Source organism: Peribacillus sp. NPDC101481 (genome assembly GCF_044767165.1).
GTDB lineage: Bacteria > Bacillota > Bacilli > Bacillales > DSM-1321 > Peribacillus.
The window spans coordinates 1,313,915-1,340,322 of sequence record NZ_JBIWNJ010000002.1; the positions used below are offsets into that span (position 1 = coordinate 1,313,915).

Consider the following 26,408-nt stretch of genomic DNA (forward strand, 5'->3'; position numbering starts at 1 on the left):
GAGGGGGAGAAAGATTGCCAGTTGAAGTGGAGGATATTCGGAATCAATTCGAAAGTAGTGCATTCTTTTCACATATAGGGTTTGAAATCATTCGGTTTGAAGAAGGAAATGTAACAATAAAGCTAAACATTGAAGAACATTTACTTAATGTTAATGGATCACTGCACGGGGGCATTCATGCCACCATGCTGGATACCATTCTAGGAATGGTGACTCGTTCCGTTACCAAATCTAAAGTTGTGACGACAAGCTTAACTGTACATTATTTAGCCAGCATATCAAGCGGAGAACTATTCGCGGAAGCAAAAGTCCTTCAAAAAGGATACAAAATTGCCTTTACTGAAGGAGAAATAAAAGATACTGAAGGCAACATCATTGCAAAGGGCACAGGAATTTTTAAAATCATTCGTGATAAATGAGGCAAGGATATCAAGTTGGCTGATAAGTGACTATGCTCCATTTTACTAGAAAAGAATGAGGTGTGAAAAAATTGACTAGAGCTTGGCATGGATTTTATCCAAAAGAAACTCCTGCTGAAATTGATATTCCAACATTGTCATTATATGGACTCCTTGAACGTTCAGCCCAACTTTACCCAACCAGCAAAGCCGTAATAGATGGGGATCGGGAAATGACATATATGGAATTAAAGGATGCCTCAGATCGCTTTGCTGTGAATTTAGACAAACGAGGATTTCAAAAAGACGATCGCATAGCAATCATGCTGCCAAATTGTCTAGAATATATCATTGCCTATTATGCCATTCATCGTTTGGGAGGTATTGTCGTTCAAGTGAACCCGCTATATCGTTCAAGTGAATTGGATTATATATTACGGGATTCAGAAGCCAATTGGTTCATTGGGCGTGAGGAACAAAGGGGAAAATTAGTGCTAACAAGTTTTTCTGATAGATTAACGTTCATATCTGCCGAGGAATTAATAGAAACTGGAACGGATTTATCAAGGAAAGATAAGGAACTTCCTGCCCTGGCTATCGACCCCAAGGAGGCTGTGGCTGTTCTTCAATATACAGGAGGGACTACAGGGAAATCAAAAGGGGTCATGCTTACGCATTTTAATTTGATCTCGAATGTATGCCAAGACTTTGCCTTCACTGCGAATGCACTTCATCTCCAAAGGCCTGGCGAACGGATGCTTGGCTTGACCCCATTATTCCATGTGTTTGGTAATGGACGATTGAATAGTGCCATATATGCCGGATCAACTTATATCACATTAGAGAGATTTGAAATAGATAAGGTAGTGGATTTGATTCGAACACATAGGCCAACCATTTTTCCTGGTGTCCCGACCATGTATATTGCTTTACTGAATCACCCGGATATAACGGCTGACGATTTAAGTTGCTTTAAGTACTGCAGCAGTGGCTCTGCGCCGCTCCCGATAGAAATCATTCATCAGTTCGAAAAAAAATTCCGTGTTACAATATTGGAGGGTTTTGGAATGTCAGAAACATCTCCCACTACCCACCGCAATCCAGTCATAGGACAGAAAAAACCAGGAAGTATCGGAATTCCGTATCCCAATACCGATGCTAAAATCGTCGATCTGAAATCAGGTGTTGATGAATTGCCAGCAGGAGAAACAGGCGAACTGATCATTAAAGGTCCGCAAGTAATGAGGGGATATTGGAAAAATCCAGAGGAAACGGCAACAGCTTTGCGAGATGGATGGCTTTACACTGAGGATATCGCGACGATGGATGAAGACGGATATTTTTATATCGTAGGCAGGAAGAAAGATATGATCATTGCAAGCGGTTATAATGTTTATCCAATTGAAGTCGAGGATATTATTTATCAGCATCCAGCCGTAAAAGAGACTTGTGTGTATGGAGTACCGGATTCATACCGTGGGGAAACGATAAAAGCGGTTATAGTCTTAAAGAAAGGAAAGTCAGTCTCGGAGCAGGAAATCAGGGAGTTTTGCATGCAACGATTGGCCAGATATAAAGTGCCGCGAAGTTTTGAGTTCAGGGAGCAACTGCCAAAATCAGCTGTCGGGAAAATATTGCGCAGAATATTAATGGAGGAAGCAACGCAGAGTCCTATTGCCGGGGAGAGATAAGCATATCAGTTATCAGTGAGCTCAGATGAAACCTTAAATAAGTGAAACCTTTTTTCGAGGTTCCCCTTATTTAGGGTTTATAGACTATAAAACTACTTTCCTTTTAGGGGAATTTCAAATGAAGTCCCATCCACCAGTAATTCATGAGACTCACCATCCGCTATATCATCGGTAGTGAATGAAAAGGAATCGAGCCGATCTAATTTTGCCTCTGGATCGACCAATAAACCAATTGTGCCTTTTCTCAATTCTCCTGGTTGGTAATCTGATCGACTTACTTTTTTTGTCCCTATAAAAGTATCCCCGGAATGGATGAAACTTTTAGAAGGCACATCATATGTAAGATCATCATTGAAAGTAACATTTTCCATGCTGAAGAACTGAAGTTCCTTCGAATCTTTATTTTCAATAGAATAAGTTATCTCTAGATAAGAAACCTCTTCATCGATATCCGTTTTAGACAACGCCGCCTGTTGATCGATTTCCTCCATGGATAAATTCTCTTTATAATATATCGAATAGGCCTCTTCAAAACTCAATCCTGTATAGGACTTGAGCTCCTCCTTTGCTTCATCTGTGAGTAATGATAATTGAATCCTGCGGATATCCTTGACTGTGATGACCATCGGTGCCAATTCAAATGACTCATTAATAGACTTCGATTCTAGTAATGTGAATGATCCCCAATTTTTTTGGCGAACCTTATCGCCGACTTCTTTAAGATGGATCCCGCCATATTCCTCCACCTCAGGAATTTTGGATTCCTTGGCTTCCGCATTTTTCCCTTTTTCAGTTTGATCGCTCTCAAAATAATTGTAGGCAATTACACTTATACAAATAAGCAATAACCCAACAATTGTTGAAATGATCAATCTTTTACGGATACTTCATCACTCCTTGTCTTAAAACGTTGATGTCATAAACTATAATATACCATTTTTTCGCAAATGGCGGGATTGGGTAACTAAAGAAATTAAAAGGCATGAGCCGGTAGATTTCCGGGTTCATGCCCTCAAAGCTGTGCTTATTTACATAAAGTGTCTAACTTTTTGGGTTCACTGGGACGAGGTTACATATCGTATGCCAGCTACCATTCAGTTCCCCTTGTAAAGGACATTAATTTTGAACTTATACAAAGGAAGGTGCTGGGTCTCGTTGGGGAAAATGGTAGTGGTAAAACCGTTACAAGTATGTCCATTTTACTGCTGCTTGACCGGAAAACAACGACAATAGAAGGCAGCATTACCATACATGAACGCAACTTGACTGGTTTATATGATAAAGAAATGCGTGAAATTCGAGGCTAGTACATCGCCTTTATTATGCAAAATCCGATGAAGGTATTTACGCCTGTTTTTATAATTGGCAATCAATTTGTAAACGATTAGATCTCATACCTCATTGAATAAAAAACAAGAAAAGGGACTTGCCATCGTTGCGATCCAAATGTAAACCTACCAAATCCCGCAAAATCATTAAAAAGCTATCATTTTCAATTGTGTGGATGTATGCTTCAACGCGTGATGATTGCTCTCCTTTTTGAACACTCGCTTGAAGAGAATAGTGAATTTTTTGTATTTTCAATATTTACAGTCAATATTTGAAATGGTAGTATAACAATATCTATTAAGAATTTTCAAATAATAAGGTTTTTTCGAAATAATCATTTTTTTATTATAATGAAAGTTTTTCAAGCTGAAATATTATTATTATAGTTAGAATATTTTGTATTTATTTTTCTTTAGGGGATGAATGATGATGAGTATCAAAAAAATGTCAAATTCAATAAAGTCAACTGAAATAGTAGAGCAAACATCTGGAATATATGAAGAAGCTGTGAGATTAAGAAGAATGATCCATGAAAATCCTGAACTTGGATTTGAAGAGCATAAAACAGCTGAAATAATTGCGAATTATTTAAAAGAGCTTGGAATAGAAGTGACAACCGGAGTAGCTAAGACAGGAGTAGTGGGTATTCTTCGTGGAGATAAAGAGGGGCCTGTGCTTGCTTTACGAGCTGATATTGATGCTTTACCTATTCAAGAGAAAACGGATGTAAGCTACAAATCTAAAAATCCAGGGGTTATGCATGCTTGCGGACATGATATGCATACCGCAATGTTACTATCTGCCGCTAATATTTTATCTCAAAATAAGCATCATATTGCGGGTACAATAAAATTCATTTTTCAACCTGCTGAAGAGATGAAGGGCGGGGGAATAATGATGGTTGAAGAAGGTGTATTAAGCAACCCTCCCGTAGACCATGCTTTTGCTTTTCATGTTTGGCCTGAATTAGCTACTGGAACATATGGTTTTAGAAATGGTGCGATTATGGCAAGCATGGATTCTTTTGATGTTGTATTAAAAGGTAAACAAGGTCACGGGGCGGCACCGCATCAAGGAGTAGATGCTATTGTGGGTGCTGCTCATGTTGTAACAGCGCTACAAACAATTGTTAGCAGAGAAACAGATCCAGTAGATTCTGTTGTTATTACAATCGGAACAATTGAAGCAGGGGATGGCTATAATATTATTCCTGAAAAAGCTAGTTTTAAAGGAACTGTACGAACACTTAATGCGAACACTCGTAAGGAAGTGGCTGCAAGTATTCAACGAATTATCGAAGGAGTGGCTTCCGCACTTAAATTAGAAGTTGAAATAAACTATAACTTTACAGTGGGGTATCCTGTTACAATGAATGATCCAAAATTTAATGAACATGTTGCTGCTATTGCTACTGATTTATTTGGAGAAAACTCAGTGCAGTGGTTGACTAAACCAAGTATGGCAAGTGAAGATTTTGCTTTCTATTTAGAAAAAGTCCCGGGTACATTTGTCTTCTTAGGAGTAGGAGAAAACCCAGAGGATCCGATGAAGCTGCATAGTGACGTATTTTTACCAGATGAAAAGGCGATGATCCAAGGGATTTCCCTTATCGTAGGACTAGCTATAAATACTACTGAAAAAATTCAATAAGTTAAAAAATGATAAGTAAAAATAGTGTTGGTTTTCCTTTTTAGAATCAGCATAATTTGTAGAAAAGGAGTGTAATAAAGTGCAAGAAAATTCTCTGCGTAATTGGAAAATTCATTTATTTGTTTTGATATTAGTCTGTGTTACAGAATTTATTGGCTTAAAAACGTTTAACATTGGGATTGGAGCCATTGCATTATTTCCAATGCTGTATGCATTAATTATCGGAGCCATTATTAGTTTACCTTCTTTCAAAATTTTAAAAATGAAGGAAATGAATGTAGCGGCCAATATTTTAGGAATTTCATTCATGCTTTTTGTAGCCAAATTGGGAATGTTAATGGGGCCTTCATTGCCGAAGATATTTGATGCTGGGATTTCTTTAGGATTACAAGAAGTGGGACATTTCGCAGGGACAATACTATTAGGGTTACCGATTGCTTTATTACTTGGAATGAAAAGAGAAGCAGTTGGTGCTACTTTTTCAATCGATAGAGAACCTAACTTAGCCATTATTGCTGAAAAATATGGATCGGATTCACCAGAAGGACGGGGAGCACTAGGCGTATATGTTTGTGGTACTTTGTTTGGGGCTTTATATCTGTCAGTGTTAGCAAGTTTTTTGGCTCAAACTGGTTGGTTTCATCCAATTTCACTAGCCATGGGTGCGGGTGTAGGTTCAGGTAGTATGATGGCTGCCATGTCAGGAGCATTAGCTGTTATATTCCCAGAATCCGCAAAGGATATCGCAGTTTTTGCGGGTGCTGCTAACTTAATTACAACAATTTTAGGAACGTATATATGTGTATTCTTTTCTCTTCCTTTAACAAACTATTTATACAAAAAGTTTGAGCCTATTTTAGGGCGAAAGTCAAAAAAAGATCAAATGAAAAATATTGAAGCATAGGATATTAAGGGGAGATTTTATATGAAAGATAAAATATTGACATTTATAATTATTGGTATAATAGCTATTATGGGAAATTGGGTTGGATACAATGTTTCACCAATTGACGCATTACCAGGTATGATGATTATTGTTGCTGTAACGATATTAGGGTTCTTTTTCGCAAAAATCTCCCCTATCAAACTACCAATTGTTGTTTGGGTTTCTATGTTAGCCTTATTGGTTACAACTCCGATTTTTCCAGGAAACGCAGGAATCATTAAAGTAACAGAACAAGTTAATTTTATGGCCTTGGCCACACCTATTTTGGCTTATGCTGGCCTTTCCTTCGGGAAAGATTTGAAAGAATTTAAAAAATTAGGATGGCGTATAGTTGTTATATCTCTAGTTGTATATACAGGAACATTTTTACTATCAACTCTAGTTGCAGAAATTGGTTTTAGATTAACTGGTAAATTCCATTAAGTTATTGTGATCGTGCTACTAGTATTTAACTTAAAACCAAGGAAACGAAAAATTGAAAGAGCTTATGGCGACTATAGAACGAATATTGAAGTTGTCTACACTGTATGAGATGTCAAAAGAGCAGTACAGTTTTACCTTAACTTTAATAGCTTAATAAAATGTCCGATTCTAATATTATGGAATCGGGCATTTTTTTATGCAAGGAAAGCATCAATTTCCCCAGTAAGAACTGAAGTATTAGTTTCCTAGATTGTTATCTAATTTCCAATGGATATAGATATGATTAGCAAAATATCCTACGCAATGTATAGCCATTTATACTCTTTAACATTGAAGCAGCCAGAGGATTGCAGTTGTTTAGTTATTTCAATGTCCGTTCCATATAATGAAGCAACTTATAAACAGTTAGAAGGAAAAGAAAAGCAACAAATATCACATGAATTAGATAAATAGAAGCATCTTTCTTAAGTAGTCTAATGTAATTTAAGGAATATATTGATTTAACAATGGAAGGGACATTCTAACTGTATAGCTAATGCCTGATAAATCGGTCTATCTTCTCGATTTAATGTCGGCTTTCATGTCATTGGATATTCTTCAAACGAATTAATAGGCACAATCCTCATCCTTTTTTCATACATTTATAAAATTGTATGGCAACAAATTCAAATCCATAAATTCCTTTAATTTTATCAATATTTTTTAAATGTAGGTCTTGATAAACAATGATATGTGGCTGATCTATTATCCATATCACACGTTAATTGGTTAATATTGGGAAAAATATGTCTATTTGCCAATAAAGGCCCAGGGCGAACTGGATGCACGAAGATATAGTATTCTCTAGTGGAAAAGGAATGGAGAAAGCCCAAATAAATAACTGACTGCTCAAAAAAAAGTATTTCGGTCCATTAACAGACATTTACTTTTATTATTTAGATAGTTAAAGTTATAAACAATAATAAAAACTTACTATTCAGTATTATTCGAAAAATAAAAATGGAGGATCGGATGAATACAAAAGTATTAGTAATAGGTCCTATAGATTTAGTAGAACTAGTGTTTACTATCGGCCAATCGTACTCTGACATTACCATGTTACCTGCACCTTACAAACATGAACAGGAAACAATAGATGTGATTAAAAGAAGAGTCGACGAGGCGGATGTTTTATTTTTTTTAGGGATAATTCCTTATCAAATGGCAAAGAATCAAAATATTACAAAACCTATGGTATTTATCCCCTCAACAGGAACATCCTTGTATCGTACTCTTTTTAAGATCATTACAGAAACTTCTTTTAATCCAATCAAGGAACCGTTAAGGATTAGTATAGACACATTGCCAAATAGAGAAGTAAAAGAGTGTTTTGAGGATTTAGAAATATATCCAGAAAAGATGTTTCTGAAAGCTGATCAAAAAGCGGATGAATTGGTTCATTTTCATTATGAATTATGGAAAAATAATCAAACTCAGGTGGCCGTTACCTGTGTTAAATCCGTATACGAATCGTTAAAAGGGCTAGGGGTACTAGTATTCAGGGTTCTCCCTACAATGTCCGCCATTCGAACTAGCTTGAATAATGTTCTTTTGGAGGGGAAGGCCTTGCTTCAAAGCGATACACAAATTGCCATTGGTATCCTGCATTTTAATAACTTGCTTTCTTCTTTAAAAAAGCCCATATCAGAATATGGGGAACAGCGAAAAAAGGCTGCACTTCAAAATCTTCTAATCGATTTTTGTGAAGAGGTCCAGGCTATTTTTGACTGGTCAGAACGAGATGAAGTCCGATTTATAACCACTCGGGGCGCCATTGAAAGGACTACCCACAAATATAAAAAAGCTCCGCTATTAGATGAGATAGCCATGAAAATTGATGTAGAGACCACCATTGGAATAGGATTTGGACATACAGCAAACGAAGCGGAAGTGAGTGCTCGTAAAGCACTTATGAAAGCGAGAGTTAATAAACCGAGTTGCTTTGTGGTTGACATGGATGGAACTGTTTTTGGGCCTGTCGGAAAAGATGGGAAATTGAAATATTCCTTGCGGAGTGACGACCCACATCTAATGAATTTAGCAAAAACAGCTGGGCTCAGTATTGCAACCATAAACAAATTACTTTCCTTTTGTGAGTGCTTTGGCAATAGATGCATCACTTCAAATGATCTTGCTAACGGATTAGGTTTGACCATTAGGAGCGCTAGGAGAATCCTGAATACCCTTGAAAATACGAATCTAGCTGTCATCGTGGGTGAGGAACAGCCCATTAACCGGGGGAGACCCCGACAGTTATATGAATTTCAATTTTCCAGGGAGTCAGTCAAATAGGGTTTTATTCATTTAATAGTGAAGAAAGGGGAAATTTTATGAGAATAGCAATTGGTCAGTTGGCTCACGAAACGAATACATTTTCTCAAGTAAGAACGACAGTCGACTTATTTAAAGTATGGGAATGGACCCAAGGAGAGGAACTTCTCGATAGGCATACTGGTGTATTGGATTATTTGGGTGGGATGATCCATCGGGGAGAAGAGCTAGGGATTGAAATTGTGCCGACCTTTGCAGCCATGGCCAATCCATCAGGAACGATAACACCTGAAACGTTTCAAAAAGCAAAAAATCTATTAATATCAAGCATTATGAATTCGGGCAAACTGGACGGGATTTGTCTATTTCTTCATGGAGCAGGAGTAGCAGAAGGTATTGACGATATTGAAGGTGAGATTTTATCGGAATTAAGAAGCATTTTGGGATCAGAAATACCAATCGTAGCTGCTTTGGACCTGCATGGTAATATTACGGAAACCATGGTTAAAGAAGCAGATGTACTACTTGGCAATATAGATTACCCTCATACGGATTCCTATGAAAGGGGGATAGAAGCGATTGATGTAACTGCTCGTATCATTCAAGGTAAAGTTAACCCGGAAATGTCTCTAACTAAATTACCATTACTTATTCCTACTACTACTTCCTACTATTCTCCAATTAAAGAAATCAATGAATGGTGCCAGGAATGGGAAAAGCATCCTAAGGTGCTTGATTGTACCTTATTTCACGGCTTCCCATATTCAGATATCCCTCACGCAGGAGTTTCAGTAATTGCCATTACGAACAATGAACCCTCATTAGCACAAAAAATTTCAGATGATATAGCTGTTAGAATTTTTGAGAAAAAAGATGAATTTTTTCCTATATTGCCTTCACCAAAGAAAGCCATTACATATGCTTCTTCCCAGAAGGAAATGCCCATCATCATTAATGAAGCTTCCGATAACCCTGGTGCGGGTACACCAGGAGATGGCACATTTTTATTGCAGGAAATGATAGAAGCAAACATTCCAAATAGCTGCTTTGGATTTATTTTTGATCCAGGAGTTGCGGAAATGGCGCATAAAGAAGGTGTGGGTTCCCTAATTCAAGTCGAATTAGGCGGTAAAACAGATACATTACACGGCAGTCCTCTAAAAATATCAGCTTATGTAAAAAGTCTATCTGATGGCAAGTTTATTCAATCCTCACCGATGTGGAAAGGAAGCAAAGTGAACCTGGGTAGGAGTGCAAGATTATTGGTTGGAAACGTGGATATCATTGTATGCTCTGTAAATTCACAGACATTTGATGAACAAATTTTCCTCCTTCATGGAATAGATGTTGAGAAATCAAGTATTGTTGGATTGAAATCATCTCACCATTTCCGGGCAGCCTTCATGCCTATTGCTAAAGAAATTATAACTATTGACTCGCCAGGGTTAAGCAGTGCAAAGCTATCAACCTTTAATTACAAGAATATAAGCAGACCTATTTACCCTTTTGATTCTAGTTTAAATAATCTATTAGTCTAACTAAAATATAGGATGTGATCAAATGCTAGACGTAATAATAAAAAATGGAAGGGTTTATGATGGAACAGGAAACCCATGGACGAAAACTGACATTGGAATAGAGGATGGAAAAATTGTTTTTATGGGAAATTTAAGCGGTGAACAAGCTGTACGAACTATCGATGCCAATGGGTTGGCAGTTTCCCCAGGATTTATTGATCCTCATGTCCATTCTGATTTGCTCTGCACCGTTCCGGAAGTTCATAAAATAAAGGCACTTCAGGGTGTGACTACAGAGTTATTTGGACAGGATGGCATTTCTGTCGCTCCTGTATCGGAAAAAACAAAGCCGTTATGGCAAAAACAATTAAGTGGACTAAATGGCGATATCGGGGAGTGGCCCTGGAATAGCATTGATGAATATTTTTCATTTCTAGAAAAGTCAAAGATGATAGGCAATGCTGCTTACCTAGTACCTCATGGCGCGGTCCGTTCCTTGGTTATGGGATTTGAGGATAGAGCGGCTACTAAACAAGAATTGGAAAAAATGCGTTTGCTGGTCGAGGAAGGAATGCGTTCAGGAGCAGTAGGCTTGTCCTCAGGTTTGGTATATCCGCCAAACGTTTTTTCCAATAAGGAAGAATTAATTGAAATATGTAAGGGTACTGCGAAATATGACGGCTGTTTCGTTGTCCATATTCGCAATGAAAGCATTCACTCGTTAACTGCATTGGATGAAGTCATAGATGTTTCCAGACAATCCGGTGTAAGATTACATATTTCCCATTTTAAGATAATCGGCCAGGGAAATCGGGATAAATTTAAGAAAGCACTTGACAAGATGAATGCCGCTAGACAGGAAGGGATTGAAATTACTTTTGATCAATATCCATATTCAGCCGCTTCAACCGTTTTTCATGCCATACTTCCGCCTTGGATGCATTCAGGGGGAACAGAAGAAATGCTGATTCGATTGGGTGTTCCAGAAGTACGAAAAAGAATCACGGAAGAATTTAAAACAAACACAGAATATGAAAATTGGGTGTTAAATTGTGGTTGGAAAAATATCATTATTACATCCGTTCAAACTACTTCGAATAAACGCTTAGAAGGTAAAGATATGATTGAAATTTCAGAAATTAGGCAGCAGTCCCCTGAAGATGCCGCATTTGATATTCTGATAGAGGAAAAGGGAAATGTAGCCATGGTTATTCATTGGGGTTTTGCAGAAGATGTTCTGCTGGGCATGTGTCACCCACTGCAAATGGTAGGATCTGATGGGATTTTTGGTGGAAAGCCGCATCCTCGGTTATATGGGACATTTCCGAGAGTATTAGGAAAATATGTTAGGGAAGAAGGAGCTTTGACACTTGAACAAGCGATTCGTCGAATGACAGGTGCTCCTGCGCAGCTGATGAGATTAAAGGATAGGGGGTTAATAAAAACGGGTTATCAGGCAGATATTGTTATATTCGATCCTGACAAAATTAAAGATCGAGCTACATTTGAGAATCCGCTATCAGAGCCAGAAGGCATACTTGCAGTTTATATAAACGGAAAATTAACCGTTTACCAGGGGGAATACACAGGAGCACGAGATGGGAAAGTAATCAAAAGTATTCCAAGTTCAAAAATTGATACAGTGGGAACATTCCAGGCTCGATAAATAATTCCAATTAATTTGCCTACGAAAAATGAGTAGAAAAGGGAGGAATAAGATGAAGCGTTCCATTGGAGTGTCCCAAAATAAGCACTTTATATTATTTTTACTGTTTGTTGGTTATCTGGTTGATTATTTGGATCGGATGGTCATGAGTGTGGCTGTTGTATCTATTAAGGAAGAATTTAATTTGGATGCTGCTGCTGTCGGGGCGATTTTAAGTAGCTTCTTCTTATCCTATGCTATCATGCAAATACCAGGAGGATGGCTGACAGACAAACTGGGCTCGAGAAAAGTCTTAATATGGTCCATCATAGTGTGGTCGGTTTTTACCGTATTTACCGGTTTTGCTTGGTCTCTTATTTCGTTACTTATCATACGTTTTCTCTTTGGACTTGGACAAGGAGGGTATCCTTCCGCTTCCCAAAAGGGGATAGCCGATTATTTTCCCCGGGATGAAAGGCCAAAGGCTTCTGCTTACTTGATGTCATCCAATTACTTTGGGATGGCACTTGCCCCACTGGTGGCTGCGCCGATGATTTTATTTATGGGCTGGAGAAACATGTTTTATGTAATCGGATTGCTAGGAATATTGTTAACGATAGCTTTCTGGGTATATTTTAAACCCAAAGAAAGCACTGCACCATTAAAAGACAATAGTGTTCCAATGAAGGAATTACTGATGAATTCCGGCTTGTGGAAAATAACCATCATGTGGTTTGCTGCCGGAATAGTAAATTGGGGGCTTTCTTCCTGGATTCCATCCTATTTGATGGAAGCAAGAGGAATGGATCTGTTGTCCATGGGTTTTTATGCAGCGTTACCGGGTATTTCCACTGGAGTTGCTATGTTGTTCAGCGGATGGCTTCTTGACAGGTTTTTTAATAACTTAGAAAAATATTATGCAGCATTTGGCATGCTCATGTCAGGGATATTCCTGTATATGATGTTTACCTCGACCTCCCTTGTAGCAGCTATGGTATATTTGAACCTTTGTATGGTCTTTAAAAGCTTTGCCTTTACAGTTGCCTTTGCTTTGCCGCATAAAATCATGTCTAAACAGGTTATCGGCTCCGCAATGGGAGTAATTAATATGGGGGCACAGGCAGCAGGATTCATATCACCTCTTGTCATGGGCTTTATAATCACCCTTACAGGATCCTACAATGGGGCCTTTTGGTTTTTAATCGCTTGTTCCGCAATTTCAATAATTGCTGCGCTATCCATTAAAAAGAATAATCATATGGAGCAACCAAAAGATGTTGACTTATTAGCATAGTACATGAAAAGGCGAAGCATACCTGCCAAAAACGATAACAATATGAAAAGGAAAAACCCCGGAGCTGGCCTTGAAAGCCACCCCGGGGTTTTTGAATTTATTTAAGAAGACTCAAAAATAAGCAGGTTTATCTCTTTCCGTCCCTTCATTAAAATATTTGTAGTTTTTTCTAGTATCCTCAGCTACAGTACAAGCCATTTTATAGCAAAGACATATCATATAACGAAGGGGAAATCTTGAAAAACTGAGAACATGCTTTTATTCTTTTATAGTTTTCTCATCCCTGGAGACCTCTCTAGTAACAAATTTTAAAAAAGGAGACGTTTAAGGAATGTTGTGGCCAATTAACAATGGTAAGGAAAAGTTACATCAGCCGAATAAAAGTGCAATGCTGTCCATGCAAGAGATAAAAGCCATTGAGTCCTGGATATCTCAAATAGGGATATTCCAAATATATATAACCGCTGGACAATTAGTATCTACCGCCAGAAAAACGCTCAAGTTCGAGTATAAAATGATCGGGCATGGTTTTAACCGGGTCGTCTATGATTTAAATAATGGCTATATTTTAAAAATTGCATTGTCACAAGTAGGACTAATAAGCAATGCAAATGAAGCCTATATATACAATAACTGTAATGAGGAAGTCAAAAAGTTTTTATGTCCAGTTAAGGAGTATGGGACGGGTTGGATAATCATGAAGAAGGTGGACACGAAAGTGCCGTTTGCAATCAAGGAATATACCAAACTGATCAGTTTGGAATTAAAATTCCTCAGGTACGGTATTATCCCAATAGATTTGCGTTTGGATAATGTCGGATATAACGAGAATGATGAAATGGTCGTCATTGATTACGGTCTATTCACCATGGATCTCCAAAGCCCTGTGCTGCGATGGTTAGTTTGATGATGGAGATATCTTTAAGTAAATATATAATGAAACTCGCTATGAAGTGATTAGGCGAAGCGGTAAATGTTCTTGATTTACCGGATTATTTGGATGAAAGAAGCATGTTACGAAGGGCTTTTTTGTGCAACATGCTTTTTTTTATGGTTTAAAGGATCATAACTGATGACACAACGCTTGCCACTTTTTTATCATTTTGAAATAAATCTGCCAGTACATAAGCTGTTTTTTTTCCGATTCGGTCTACTTTTGCTTCAACTTGTACGTCTCCTAATCTTACTGGTCGATGAAAGGTAGTATGTAAATCAATCGATGCGAAGGATTGTCCGATGCTTAATTTAGATGATATCGCATAAGCCATCATAATATCTGCTGCAGAAGTGACAAATCCACCCATTGCTACACCAATTCCGTTAATAAACTTTTCATCTACTTTCCATACACCTCTCGCAATTCCATCCTGGGCATAATTTGCTTCAATCTGTAACGTTAGATCACAATTCGGAGGCTGTTTCCCTTCCGTTATAACTTGTAAAAGTTCGTGTCCTTTAGATGATTCCCCCATTAAATAGCCCCCCTTGAATAAGTTGAAACTACTGAATATTCTAACATATATCTTAATGTCAATGAAGTTATTGATTTTACAAATAAAGTAATTAGAGACCCGAACCAAGAAATGTAATATGGTGGTGGATTTGATTTCCACTTCAGGTACTCGCTTTCCGCGGGCGGTCTTGGGAGCCTCCTCGGCTTCCGCCTGCGGGTCTCTCCTTGACACGTTTTTTCCCGCAGGAGTCTCGCACCTTCCGATCCAATCACCGGGAACGTTTTTTAAATAAAAACTGCCAGGCTGGTCCATTCCGAACCAAGTTTAAGACTGGATTATCCTTCATGTTTTTGTACTATAATCCATATTAGGTTGAATAAATTTGCGACACTCCTGCCGAAAAACTGGCTAGCCTAGACCCCACAGACGCTTGGGTCGAGGAGGCTTGGCAGACAGTCGGCGGAAAGGGAGCGGATTTCTGAAATCTACGGGAATATTATTTTATAAAAAACTGTAGGGAAGTTCGAAGTTAATAATTATCAAAAAAATCAAAAAACTTCTTCTTTTTCTAATTAAATTGTGATAGTGTATAAAGAAAAGAAGTATTACCTTCATCATTTTATTAATAAGAAGTATTTGATTCACCAGAAAGGAGTGATATTGTGGAAAATCTACCATTTAAATTATTAGTGAAAGAAAGATTTGACCATCTATCGACAGGTCAAAAAAAGGTAGCCGCTTACCTGATTGAAAATTTGGATCAAGCTGCCTTTAAAACGGCTTTTCAAATTGGGCGGGAAGCTGAGGTTAGTGAAACAACGGTCATTCGGTTTTCCTATTCATTGGGATTTGAAGGGTTTAGTAAAATGCAGGATAGAATTCAAAAACAGCTGCTGCACCAAAACCAAACGGATATATCCAATAGTGATTCCATTCTTAGCATTGATGACAAGCAAGATCCATTTACCAAAGTGATAGAAAACGAAGTTCATATTTTAAGACATCTATTAGATCATACGAACGTTCAGGATATATGGAAAGCGGTCGATGTCTTGATCAAGGCTGACCAAATATTAATTGCAGGGCATCGTATTTCCCATGCCGCCGCCTATTGGTTCTCCTATACGTTAAGTTCATTAAGGGAAAATGTAAGTTTATGTTCACCAACAGGCGACTTCTATGAAAAGTTTTGTAACCTCACTAACAAATCTGTGATTGTTGTTTTTTCCCTTCCAAGATATGCGAATGAAACATTAAAAGTTGCGGAGTGTGCAAAAGAACAAGGAGTTTGTTTAATTTCAGTTACAGACCGCCTCCTGTCACCTGTTGGCCGTATCTCTGATATTGCACTGACAACTGAAGAAAACGCAGAAACCGGAACGAATTCAATCGCTTCCGTCATTAGCTTATTGGACTTGGTTATTGCAGGCATACATCAAAAAGACGCAAAACGGATATATACCCATCAGCAAAAATTAGAAAGGCTATATTCAAGTTATGAAGTGTTTAATGAATGAGTTTAAATTCATGTAAAGGGGGAGGTGCATCATTATGATCCCGATTCAATATATTGATCAGCATCAAGAATTATTGTTGAAGTCCTATCATGACCTGCATTCCTTGGCTGAGCCAAGCTGGCAGGAGAAAAGAACGTCTAGCTATATTTTAAAATGTCTTAGGGAAGCGGGAATAACCGTAAAAACATTTCAGAGCCATTATGGAATCATTGCCGAGATTCCAGGCATCTCAAAAAAGATTGTGGCATTAAGGGCTGATATGGATGCGCTTGTTCAGGAAGTAGATGGAGTTGTAAAGGCAAATCATTCATGTGGACATGACGCACATAGCACAATGGTTTTATATACAGCATTGGCCATTGCCTCCTGCGGAATCCGGCCTAAACACACTCTCCGATTTATATTTCAGCCTGCGGAAGAAAAAGGGGAAGGCGCTCTTCAAATGATCAATGATGGCGCGTTGGAGAATGTTACATATTTATTCGGGATTCATGTAAGACCCAGTACGGAAGTTCCTTATATGAAGGCTTCCCCCGTCATTGTCCATGGCTCAGCCGAAACAATAAGGGGAACAATCAAAGGCATTCAGGCCCATGCTTCCCGTGCGCAAGATGGAATAAATGTAATCGAGGCAGCAGCTTTGCTTGTCCAAAAATTACAGCAGCTTAATCTGGAAACCGAAACTCCTTATTCCATCAAAATGACTCAATTTGAAACAAACAACAAAGCATCAAACGTCATCCCGGAAACAGCTTTCTTTGCTATTGATGCCAGAGCGCAGTCTAATGATGTAATGAATGAACTGAATCGCTTAACGAAGGATGCTATTGACCAGACAATGGAACAAACTGAAACATCCATCTCCTGGTCAGCCGAAGAATATGTCCCCGCTGCAACCTTGCATGAAAAAGCGATAAAGCTGGCTGAGGCCGCAATAGAAGATATCCTTGGGGCGGAAAATGTCGTTCCGGTCTGTGTTTCTCAAGGAGGCGAGGATTTTCATTTTTATACAGCCAAAAATCCTGAATTAACAGCAACCATGATAGGGTTAGGCTGCGATCTAACGCCTGGTCTGCACCATCCGGATATGATGTTCAATTTAAAAGCACTTATTTATGGAACGAAAATTTTAATTAACACAGTAATGATGACGGCAGGAGAATAACTTAGAAAATTAATGAAGGGGTGTTTTATGGAAAATACCGCACTAACATCACAAACCGGGGACCAAACATCTGCTGAAGAAAAACAACTGGAGCGAAAACTCAAACCAAGGCATCTTTCAATGATCGCAATCGGCGGAACCATTGGAACAGGGCTATTTTTAGCAAGCGGTTCCATTATTCATACTGCGGGTCCGGGAGGAGCTGTAGCTGCCTATATAATTGCCGGAATCATGGTTTTCTTCCTGATGACAAGCTTAGCCGAAATGGCTGCCCTTATTCCTATTACAGGCTCTTTTAGTACATATACATCAAGGTTTGTTGATCCGGCTTTAGGATTTGCGATCGGGTGGAACTATTGGTATAACAATGCAATCGTAGTCGCATTGGAATTAGCAGCTTCCTCCCTTATTATGAAATATTGGCTGCCTTCTGTTCCGGGCATCATTTGGAGCGCATTATTTCTTGCACTCATATTTGGCCTTAATATTTTATCGGTAAAAGGATATGGAGAATCAGAATTCTGGTTTGCCATTATAAAGGTTTTGACGATTATCATCTTTATCGCAGTAGGGTTATTAATGATTGTAGGAATCATGGGAGGGGATGCTGTAGGTTTTGAAAATATCACCAAAGGGGAGGCACCGTTTAAAGGAGGCTTTTTATCCGTTATAAGTGTCTTTATGGTGGTCGGGTTTGCCTTTCAAGGCACCGAGTTAGTAGGAATTGCAGCCGGCGAGAGTGAAAACCCAAGAAAAAATATACCAAAGGCCATTAAGCAAATCTTCTGGAGACTGCTCTTGTTTTATGTATTGGCAATAATCGTGATTGGATTTTTAATAAGCTATAATGATCCGCGTTTGTTAAGCTCGAATATTGAAGATATTGCGGTAAGTCCCTTTACACTAGTTTTTCAAAACGCAGGGCTAGCCATCGCTGCCTCTGTTATGAATGTTGTCATTCTTACTTCCGTTCTTTCTGCGGGCAATTCGGCCATGTACGGAGCTTCTCGCGTGCTTTGGGTGCTGGCGAAAGAAGGCAAAGCTCCTTCGTTTCTAAAAAAGGTGAATTCAGGCGGCATTCCAGTGAATGCTGTGTACTTTTCTACCATCGTTGGGATGGCAGCTTTCCTGACCTCTTTCTTCGGTGAAGGTACGATTTACAATTGGTTATTGAATGCTGCAGGTTTATCCGGCTTTTTATCCTGGTTAGGAATTTCGATTACACATTATCGATTCCGGAAGGCATATATAGCACAAGGAAGAGATTTAAAAGATTTGCCGTATGTATCAAAATGGTATCCATTTGGTCCGATATTAGCGACATTTTTATGTGTTACGGCTATCCTGGGGCAAAATTACTCTGCATTTTTCGGTCCTGAGATTGACTGGTATGGAATTTTAATTTCTTATATCGGGCTTCCTTTATTTTTCCTGGCTTTTCTAGGTTATAAATTCGTAAAGAGGACAAAAGTGATTCCATTGCAAGAGGCTGATTTCAGTAAAGTGGAATAACAAATAAGAGAGTATTTCGTAAACATAAAGTATTTAAAAGATAGCTCCAGCGCCTTGCAAGATAAGCCGTCAGCTGTGGAACTTACTTGTCCATCTTATGTTGGGCCGATCAAGGCGCTTGTGCTTTTCATAGGAGGTTTACCATGACGAATACACATGAAATTGCAATTCGTTCTCTTCATCGAATTGAAGAGCTAGAGGAAGTAAGAAAGCTAGAATCCGCCATTTGGGGAGAAACCGACTCAATCCCTTCACACCAAACCATAACCGCTGTGAAAAACGGAGGTTTGGTTATAGGAGCTTATTGCGAGGAGAAGCTGATTGGATTTCAATACAGCTTTCCGGGATTCAATGGGCAATCAGCCTATCTTTGTTCACATATTCTAGGAATTGATGAGCAATTTCGCAACAAAGGTATAGGGGAAAAGTTAAAGTCAGCACAACGTGACGAGGCGATAAAGCTCGGCTATTCCCTTATTACCTGGACATACGATCCATTAGAAAGTGTTAATGGATATTTAAATATAGCCAAGCTTGGCGGGGTATGTTCCACATATATACCAAACTGCTATGGTGAAATGGAAGATCTATTAAACAGCGGAATTCCTTCTGACCGCTTTCTTGTCGAATGGCATATTGGTAAAAAGGAGAAAACGGATTCTAACGGACAAGGATTACCGTTGGACTTTGTGATAGAAAACTCGCTTATCCAATGGGATGCCATTGATGAGGGAGTGCCTGTTCCTTCTTTCACTCTTCCGCTGCCTGAACAAGAATGTGATACAGCTTTTGTGGCCATTCCAAAGGACTTCCGAACAATAAGAGCCACAAATATTCAAGCGGCTAATGAATGGCGGATGAAAACGAGGGACATTTTTAGTGATTTATTTCAGCAAGGATGGCAGGTAACAGATTTTATGAAGAATTCCATGACGGAAATTCCCGTTCAGTTTTATGTGCTATCAAGGAAATAAGCAGGTTTATATTTAAATATGAATTAACAATATGCTGCTGTCAGCTATTAAAAAGACTGGGGCGAACAGTTTTATCCCCAAAAGGAGAGTCTACTAGTGAAAATTAAACAAGTTATTTTAAGACATCTGAAGCTTGACTTGCTTCACCCCTTTACAACTAGCTTTGGGACGGAATACAATCGGGATTTTATCCTTGTGGAAGCAAAAAGTGATGATGGCATTTCCGGTTGGGCTGAATCGGTTGCGATGCTCGACCCTTTGTATAATGAAGAGACCTTAAAAACGAACTGGCATATACTCGAAGATTATCTAATTCCAATTATCCTTAAAAATGAAATCAAGCATCCTGATGAAATTTCCGAAAAATATTTCACCCATATTCGCGGCAATTACATGGCAAAAGCCGCTTTAGAGGGTGCTGTTTGGGATCTGTATGCTAAAAAACAGGGTGCTTCTCTTTCAAATGCGTTGGGTGGAACAAAAAAGAAAATTGAAGTGGGGGTAAGCATCGGAATACAGGATTCGATTGATTCGACACTAGATATAATAGAAGCTCGTCTCGGTGAAGGCTATAAACGCTTTAAACTAAAAATCAAACCCGGCTGGGATGTTGAATTAATAGACAAGGTCAGAAAAGTATATCCTGATATCCCGCTCATGGCAGATGCAAATTCAGCTTATACCTTACAAGATATAGACGGGTTATCCGCCTTGGATGATTTTAATTTAATGATGATTGAACAGCCGCTTGCCTATAATGATATCATTGACCATGCAGATTTACAGTCAAGGCTAAAAACACCTATTTGCCTGGATGAAAGCATTCACTCATTAGCGGATGCAAGGAAAGCTATTAAATTGGGCAGCTGTAAAATTATTAATATCAAAATTGGCCGTGTCGGAGGTTTGACTGAATCCAGGAAAATCCATGATTTATGTCTTGAACATGAAATTCCGCTTTGGTGTGGGGGTATGCTGGAATCAGGCATCGGAAGAGCACATAATATTGCAATCACTTCACTGCCTAACTTCACGCTTCCCGGCGATACCGCAGCTTCCTCCCTCTATTGGGCAGAAGATATTACTGACCCTGAAGTAACAGTGGAAAACGGAATAATCAGTGTTCCAGAATTGCCCGGTATTGGCTTTGAACCAAGCATGGAAAAAATCAATAAGTATACTATACAAAGTCAAACCTATCATTTAATTTAGAATGTTGATAGAAAAGGCTAGGGTAGTTACTTCCTGCAACATCTATTTTCCTTACATAAAGGCATGACTCCCGAAAAAGGGAGCATGCCTTTTTTTAACACATAATGATTGGAATTACTTGCAATACTTCGATAAAGGTAAAGACAACGTTTCGATAAACAACTATCCTAGAGGAGTAATGCTGATCTTAAATAGATAATGGTTAATGAAATGGCTATCAATCGTAAGAATTCAAGAGCAAATCGTGATTAGTTTTTTGAGGGAGGTTAGTGTAAATCCTATTTGTTATAATGGAATTAAATTCTTAACTATAATTAGGAGATAAAATGTTTAAGAAAATTAAGACTTGGACGGGAAATTTAAAAAGACAGATTTTTATCCTTTACTTTGCTTGTAAAGATGAACGGGTGCCTTGGCATGCAAAAGTTTTTACGGCTTGTGTTGTAGCTTATGCATTCAGTCCGATAGACCTAATACCTGATTTCATACCTATTCTTGGTTACTTAGACGATGTAATTCTTGTTCCATTAGGAATAATTATTGCATTAAAGATGATACCAAAGTCAGTATTAACCGACTGTGAAAGTAAGGCAGAAGAAATGATGAAAAACGGTAAGCCAAAGAATTGGATAGTCGGATCAATAATAGTATTGATTTGGGGCTTAATTTTAATATGGGCATTTATTAATATTTATCGCTTACTTAATTAACGGTTGCTAGAAAAGAAACATTCCTAGAGTTAGTGTGTTTACGGTTTTTTGAAACAAAGGAAAATCCTCTTAAAAAATTTGTCGGGGTATTTGGCTTGGTCAAAAATAGTATCATATTGGAAATGAAAATTTTAGAGATAGATCTATTAACTGGATTCTTTTTATAATAAGGCTGCCAATTAGCGGCCTTTTATAAAAAGAAAAAGGAGCCTAAAGGAAAATTTCTTATTCTATTAATGTTGATTCAGCCCCTGACATAATAATGCGGTGCGGTATTGAGCGAGTCAGGACTCGTTCTGCATCATAGGCACAGACTAACAACCATCCCATTTCTCTTGCCATGCCATTCCAACTGCTCCGTTTAAAATTTCATCAAGAAGACTCTTTAATGCACCAGCCTGATCACCCCACTGTTGATTCCCCCAAACCTTTACAACATTAATTAACATATCGGATTATTTACAGTGAAAAATAACAGGATATTAATTACTAATTAATCTGAGCTGTCCTTAGACGGCTTTTTCTTTTTGAAATAATAGGTTTAGATTAGTTTGTGTTAGTTGTTTTAATCACTACCGAGATAAAGAGGTATCCAAAGAAAAATTATTTTGATATACCCAACCATATAATTATTTGAGAATATTTGGTGTTTGAAATCAGAAATAAAGCACTTACATTTCCTATTTCTGTGTACATTTACCTGAAAATATCAAATTATCTTTAAATTTAGACTATTCAATGTTATTATTTTATAAGAATATTCAAACTATTAATTTGGAAGGTGAGGGAACTCATATGTCACAGATGTTGGCTTTGGTTATTGTTATTCTGATTTTATTTGTAGGGGACATAGTGGCGGTTCGAACAAAAGCCTGGGTACCTTCCGTTTTCATTTCGGCGATCCTATTTCTATGTGGTTATTGGACATTCTTTCCGCAAGACATCGTTTCATTAGCAGGTGTTCCACCGGTAGTGGCAACAATGATGATGTACTTATTGATCACGAATATGGGGACATTGCTTTCAATAAGGGAATTGGTGAATCAATGGAAGACGATTGTCATCTCCTTATCTGGCATTCTTGGCATTGTTGCACTATTATTCGGAATTGGCATCTTTATTTTTGATCTGCAAACTGTCCTTGTAGCGGTTCCACCTTTAGTGGGAGGTATGGTTTCTTCAATAATCATGTCAGAAGGAGCGGCAGATGCAGGACTTACGAGCTTGTCCGTTTTTGCCATTGTTATTTATGTAATGCAAGGCTTCGCTGGATATCCTTTAACTTCAATTGTCTTGAAGAAAGAAGGGAAGAAGCTTTTGGGGCAATACCGCAATGGAAAGTTAACGGTAAAAAAGGATGAAACTGCATCCGCTGCAGAAGGTATGACGGAACTTAAGCTGTTCAAGAAACTTCCTGAAAAATATAATACGGAATATTTCAAATTTTTAAGACTTGCAGTTGTTGCTTTACTTGCTTACCTAGTTTCGAGTGGATTAGAGCCGATTATATCTATAAATGCATTTGTTCTTTGCTTACTATTCGGGGTTATCGGAAAAAGTGTCGGTTTCTTGGAAAGACAGACACTGCAAAAAGCAAATGGATTTGGATTTGCGATCATGGCCCTTATGCTTTTCGTCTTTGATGGATTGAAAAATGCAACACCAAGTATGATGATGGAGATTCTTTACCCACTTGTTGTTTGCATTATCTTAGCTGTGATAGGTATGTATATATTCTCATTCATAGCAGGGAAATTGTTAAAAGTCAGCAAAGAAATGGCCTTTGCTGTATCTTTAACAGCATTATACGGATTTCCAGCTGATTACATTATCACCAATGAAGTCGTAAATTCATTAACAAAAGATGAAAATGAAAAAGAAGCATTGCTAAGCCATATGCTGCCGCCGATGCTTGTTGGCGGATTTATATCGGTAACAATCGTGTCGGTTATTTTGGCAGGAATATTCGTACAATTCTTGTAAAATAGGAGGGATTCTAAGTGAGTCTTAGCGAACGTATAGAAAAGCAAATAAGTGATTTGGGCGAATTTACATCAACACCCGGAGAAGGGACTACCCGGCTTACGTATAGCAAGGAAGACTTGCTTACACGTAATTATATAAAAAATAAAATGATGGATTACGGCCTGACAGTACAGGAAGATGGATTTGGAAATATTTTTGGAAAGCTTGGGGGTACTTTAAAAGATGCACCAAGCGTTCTGTTAGGTTCACATTTTGATTCCGTACCAAATGGCGGTGCGTATGACGGACCAGCAGGTGTAATTGTCGCACTTGAAGTGGCTGCCCTATTTTCAGAAAATCAATTAACACCTAAATATCCATTGGAAATCGTTGCCCTGATTGAAGAAGAAGGAGCTCGTTTTGGCGGAGGGCTAATGGGGTCGAGAGGAATAGTGGGAACGCTTAGTGAGGAAAGTTTTAAAAATTTAAAGGATAAAGATGGTATCACAACCATTGAAGCGATGTCAAAAGTTGGACTGGATTTCTCTCTTCCGAAAAGAAGAAATCCCAATAGCATTAAAGCATTTCTCGAATTGCATATAGAACAAGGACCAATCCTTGAAGAGAAGAATATCCCCATTGGTGTTGTAGAAGCTATTGTTGGTTTAACTCAATTTGAAGTAACCATTGAAGGAAAGGCAGGACATGCAGGCACAACCCCAATGGATCGCCGTACGGACGCATTGGTTGCTGCCGCTCAAATTATTTCTCAATTACCGAGCTTTGCAATTGAGGAAGGAGAAGGAACGGTTATAACGACAGGACGACTAGATGTTTTACCAAATGGAGCAAACGTCATACCGAATAAAGTGGTATTTTCGGTAGATATTCGATCAAGCAAGGAAGAACATATTAACAATGTCATCAGGCGGATGAAAGAATTAATCGAATCCTATCAGGTACAGGGGATACATACAACGGCGGAACAGCTGTTGTATATGCCGCCAAAGATATTGAGTAATGAGATTAAGGATTTATTAAAAGATAAAAGTTCTGATTTGGAAATTCCATACTGTTCCATTGATAGTGGAGCAGGTCATGATGCGATGGTTTTTTCAGATGTGACTGATGTTGGCATGCTTTTTGTTCCAAGTAAAGCAGGACTAAGTCATTGTCCAGAGGAATGGTCTGATGCACGTCATTTGGCAAATGGAGTGCAAATATTTTACGAAGTGGCTAAATGTTTAACGGAGGTAGAATAAGAATGATTAATCAAACGATAAAAGAAGCGATTCAAAATTATAGTGATGAATTAACAGAAATACGCAGAAAACTTCATAGCGAACCTGAGTTATCATGGGAAGAAGAAAATACAACTGCCTTTGTTTGTGACTACCTTGAAAAATTAGGGATTACTTATCGAAAAGCGGAACCAACAGGTGTCATTGCAGAAATTAAAGGCGGTAAGGCAGGAAAGACGGTAGCATTAAGAGCAGATATGGACGCCCTTTCTGTTGAAGAATTAAATAAAGACTTGCCGTATGCTTCAAAAGAAGAAGGGAAAATGCATGCATGTGGTCATGATGCGCACACTTCAATGCTATTAATTGCAGCTAAGGCACTAAACGTAATAAAAGAAGAATTACCTGGGAATGTGCGATTAATATTTCAACCAGCTGAAGAAGTGGCAACAGGTGCAAGGGAAATGGTTAAACAAGGGGCTGTTGAGGGTGTTGATAATGTTTTTGGCATACATATTTGGTCGCAAATGCCAACAAACACGGTTGCTTGTACTCAAGGACCTTCATTCGCTTCAGCAGATATCTTTACAGTAACGTTTAAAGGAAGAGGGGGACATGGTGCAATGCCACAGGATTGTATCGATGCTACTATTGTTGCCTCTTCATTCGTCATGAACGTACAGTCTGTCGTATCAAGAACGGTCGACCCCCAAAATCCCGCTGTTTTGACAGTTGGAAAAATGGTCGTTGGCACACGATTTAATGTCATTGCAGAAAATGCCGTCATTGAAGGGACTGTCCGTTGCTTTGATCCTAAAACACGTGACCATATTGAAAAGCAGCTCCAGATTTATGCTGAAAATGTTGCGAACATTTACGGTGCGACCGCAAAGGTTGAGTACTACCGCGGAACACAAGCTGTCATCAATGATGAATACAGTGCAAAATTAGTGCAAAAAGTTGCCTCAAATGCGTTTGGCGATGACGCAATATATAATGAAAAGCCAACAATGGGTGGCGAAGACTTTAGCTTCTATTTAGATGAAGTACCTGGAAGCTTCGCTTTAGTTGGATCAGGAAATCCTGAAAAAGATACGGAATGGGCACACCATCACGGAAAATTCAACATCGACGAAGAAGCGCTTGCTACCGGTGCAGAACTTTATGCCCAATATGCATGGGCATATTTGAACGAATAATGGTCTGAATAAAAGAGGGAATCCGGTATTACTAAAGGGTGTTTGAACGTCAGAAGGCCGCCAATTGGCGGCCTTCTGGCGTTAAGGGTTAAATTTCACTTATGCATCATATCAAGTGATCCGTCTAGAGGCAAAGAGAAGGATAATGTGTGATTGGAAATTCCTTAAGTTTTTTCTGTACTAACTAATTTCATTATAAAATCTTACATGCGTAAAAACCGTAGATGTTCCAGTTGCAAATTAATCCCACTTATTC

21 protein-coding genes and 1 pseudogene are annotated in these 26,408 nt (G+C 38.5%); 20 read left to right on the top strand and 2 right to left on the bottom strand.

All coding sequences use genetic code 11. From position 1 onward, the window contains the following. The first annotated feature begins 14 nt into the window (after positions 1–14). Entirely contained in the window at positions 15–419 is a 405-nt protein-coding gene (locus ACIROD_RS16375) for a PaaI family thioesterase (protein ID WP_101221671.1), read from the top strand. A gap of 71 nt (positions 420–490) precedes the next feature. After that, positions 491–2,089, top strand: a complete 1,599-nt coding sequence (locus tag ACIROD_RS16380; protein ID WP_402942147.1) for a long-chain-fatty-acid--CoA ligase — start codon at positions 491–493, stop codon at positions 2,087–2,089. 92 nt (positions 2,090–2,181) lie between these two features. Here ACIROD_RS16380 and ACIROD_RS16385 read toward each other — a convergent pair whose 3' ends face one another. Beyond that, positions 2,182–2,961, bottom strand: a complete 780-nt coding sequence (locus ACIROD_RS16385; RefSeq protein WP_402942149.1) for a hypothetical protein — start codon at positions 2,959–2,961, stop codon at positions 2,182–2,184. Positions 2,962–3,192: 231 nt separating this feature from the next. Between ACIROD_RS16385 and ACIROD_RS16390 the strand changes: the two are divergent. From ACIROD_RS16390 to ACIROD_RS16430, 9 genes and pseudogenes are all read left to right on the top strand, one after another. Continuing rightward, a pseudogene (locus tag ACIROD_RS16390) lies at positions 3,193–3,624 on the top strand (ATP-binding cassette domain-containing protein); the annotation flags it as partial. Between the two features lie 223 nt (positions 3,625–3,847). Further along, positions 3,848–5,068 carry a M20 metallopeptidase family protein gene (locus ACIROD_RS16395; RefSeq protein ID WP_402942151.1) on the top strand — a complete coding sequence of 407 codons (1,221 nt, stop codon included), beginning with the start codon at positions 3,848–3,850 and terminating at the stop codon, positions 5,066–5,068. Positions 5,069–5,147: 79 nt separating this feature from the next. Further along, entirely contained in the window at positions 5,148–5,972 is an 825-nt protein-coding gene (locus ACIROD_RS16400) for a DUF3100 domain-containing protein (protein ID WP_402942153.1), read from the top strand. Between the two features lie 21 nt (positions 5,973–5,993). Beyond that, entirely contained in the window at positions 5,994–6,437 is a 444-nt protein-coding gene (locus tag ACIROD_RS16405; protein WP_101221676.1) for a hypothetical protein, read from the top strand. Positions 6,438–7,448: 1,011 nt separating this feature from the next. Continuing rightward, positions 7,449–8,768 (top strand): helix-turn-helix domain-containing protein, encoded by a 1,320-nt coding sequence (locus ACIROD_RS16410; protein WP_402942155.1) that lies wholly within the window; start codon positions 7,449–7,451, stop codon positions 8,766–8,768. A gap of 38 nt (positions 8,769–8,806) precedes the next feature. Beyond that, the gene (locus ACIROD_RS16415; RefSeq protein WP_402942157.1) at positions 8,807–10,285 is read left to right on the top strand and encodes a M81 family metallopeptidase; all 1,479 of its coding nucleotides are present in this window, start codon (positions 8,807–8,809) and stop codon (positions 10,283–10,285) included. A gap of 22 nt (positions 10,286–10,307) precedes the next feature. Then, entirely contained in the window at positions 10,308–11,930 is a 1,623-nt protein-coding gene (locus tag ACIROD_RS16420; RefSeq protein ID WP_402942159.1) for an N-acyl-D-amino-acid deacylase family protein, read from the top strand. Between the two features lie 52 nt (positions 11,931–11,982). Continuing rightward, the gene (locus ACIROD_RS16425; protein ID WP_402942160.1) at positions 11,983–13,203 is read left to right on the top strand and encodes an MFS transporter; all 1,221 of its coding nucleotides are present in this window, start codon (positions 11,983–11,985) and stop codon (positions 13,201–13,203) included. A gap of 331 nt (positions 13,204–13,534) precedes the next feature. Continuing rightward, positions 13,535–14,110, top strand: a complete 576-nt coding sequence (locus ACIROD_RS16430) for a hypothetical protein (RefSeq protein WP_402942162.1) — start codon at positions 13,535–13,537, stop codon at positions 14,108–14,110. A 148-nt stretch (positions 14,111–14,258) separates the two neighbouring features. Here the strand turns inward: ACIROD_RS16430 and ACIROD_RS16435 are convergent, their stop codons facing one another. Further along, positions 14,259–14,675, bottom strand: a complete 417-nt coding sequence (locus ACIROD_RS16435) for a PaaI family thioesterase (RefSeq protein WP_137018010.1) — start codon at positions 14,673–14,675, stop codon at positions 14,259–14,261. 644 nt (positions 14,676–15,319) lie between these two features. Between ACIROD_RS16435 and ACIROD_RS16440 the strand changes: the two genes are divergently transcribed. From ACIROD_RS16440 to ACIROD_RS16480, 9 genes are all read left to right on the top strand, one after another. After that, a complete protein-coding gene (locus tag ACIROD_RS16440; RefSeq protein WP_101221684.1) occupies positions 15,320–16,174 on the top strand; it encodes a MurR/RpiR family transcriptional regulator in 855 nt (284 codons plus the stop codon). 34 nt (positions 16,175–16,208) lie between these two features. Next, positions 16,209–17,339 (top strand): amidohydrolase, encoded by a 1,131-nt coding sequence (locus ACIROD_RS16445; protein ID WP_402942164.1) that lies wholly within the window; start codon positions 16,209–16,211, stop codon positions 17,337–17,339. 27 nt (positions 17,340–17,366) lie between these two features. Continuing rightward, positions 17,367–18,851 carry an amino acid permease gene (locus tag ACIROD_RS16450; RefSeq protein ID WP_402942166.1) on the top strand — a complete coding sequence of 495 codons (1,485 nt, stop codon included), beginning with the start codon at positions 17,367–17,369 and terminating at the stop codon, positions 18,849–18,851. Between the two features lie 143 nt (positions 18,852–18,994). After that, positions 18,995–19,825, top strand: a complete 831-nt coding sequence (locus ACIROD_RS16455; RefSeq protein ID WP_260357294.1) for a GNAT family N-acetyltransferase — start codon at positions 18,995–18,997, stop codon at positions 19,823–19,825. Between the two features lie 96 nt (positions 19,826–19,921). Then, positions 19,922–21,037 (top strand): o-succinylbenzoate synthase, encoded by a 1,116-nt coding sequence (menC, locus tag ACIROD_RS16460; protein ID WP_101221688.1) that lies wholly within the window; start codon positions 19,922–19,924, stop codon positions 21,035–21,037. Between the two features lie 326 nt (positions 21,038–21,363). Next, complete coding sequence (locus ACIROD_RS16465) at positions 21,364–21,747, top strand: YkvA family protein (RefSeq protein WP_402942169.1); 384 nt, start codon at positions 21,364–21,366, stop codon at positions 21,745–21,747. Between the two features lie 795 nt (positions 21,748–22,542). Beyond that, entirely contained in the window at positions 22,543–23,730 is a 1,188-nt protein-coding gene (locus ACIROD_RS16470; RefSeq protein WP_402942171.1) for a hypothetical protein, read from the top strand. Between the two features lie 17 nt (positions 23,731–23,747). Next, the gene (locus tag ACIROD_RS16475; RefSeq protein WP_402942173.1) at positions 23,748–24,974 is read left to right on the top strand and encodes a Zn-dependent hydrolase; all 1,227 of its coding nucleotides are present in this window, start codon (positions 23,748–23,750) and stop codon (positions 24,972–24,974) included. A 2-nt stretch (positions 24,975–24,976) separates the two neighbouring features. Then, entirely contained in the window at positions 24,977–26,152 is a 1,176-nt protein-coding gene (locus ACIROD_RS16480; protein ID WP_101221700.1) for a M20 family metallopeptidase, read from the top strand. Positions 26,153–26,408: the final 256 nt, after the last annotated feature.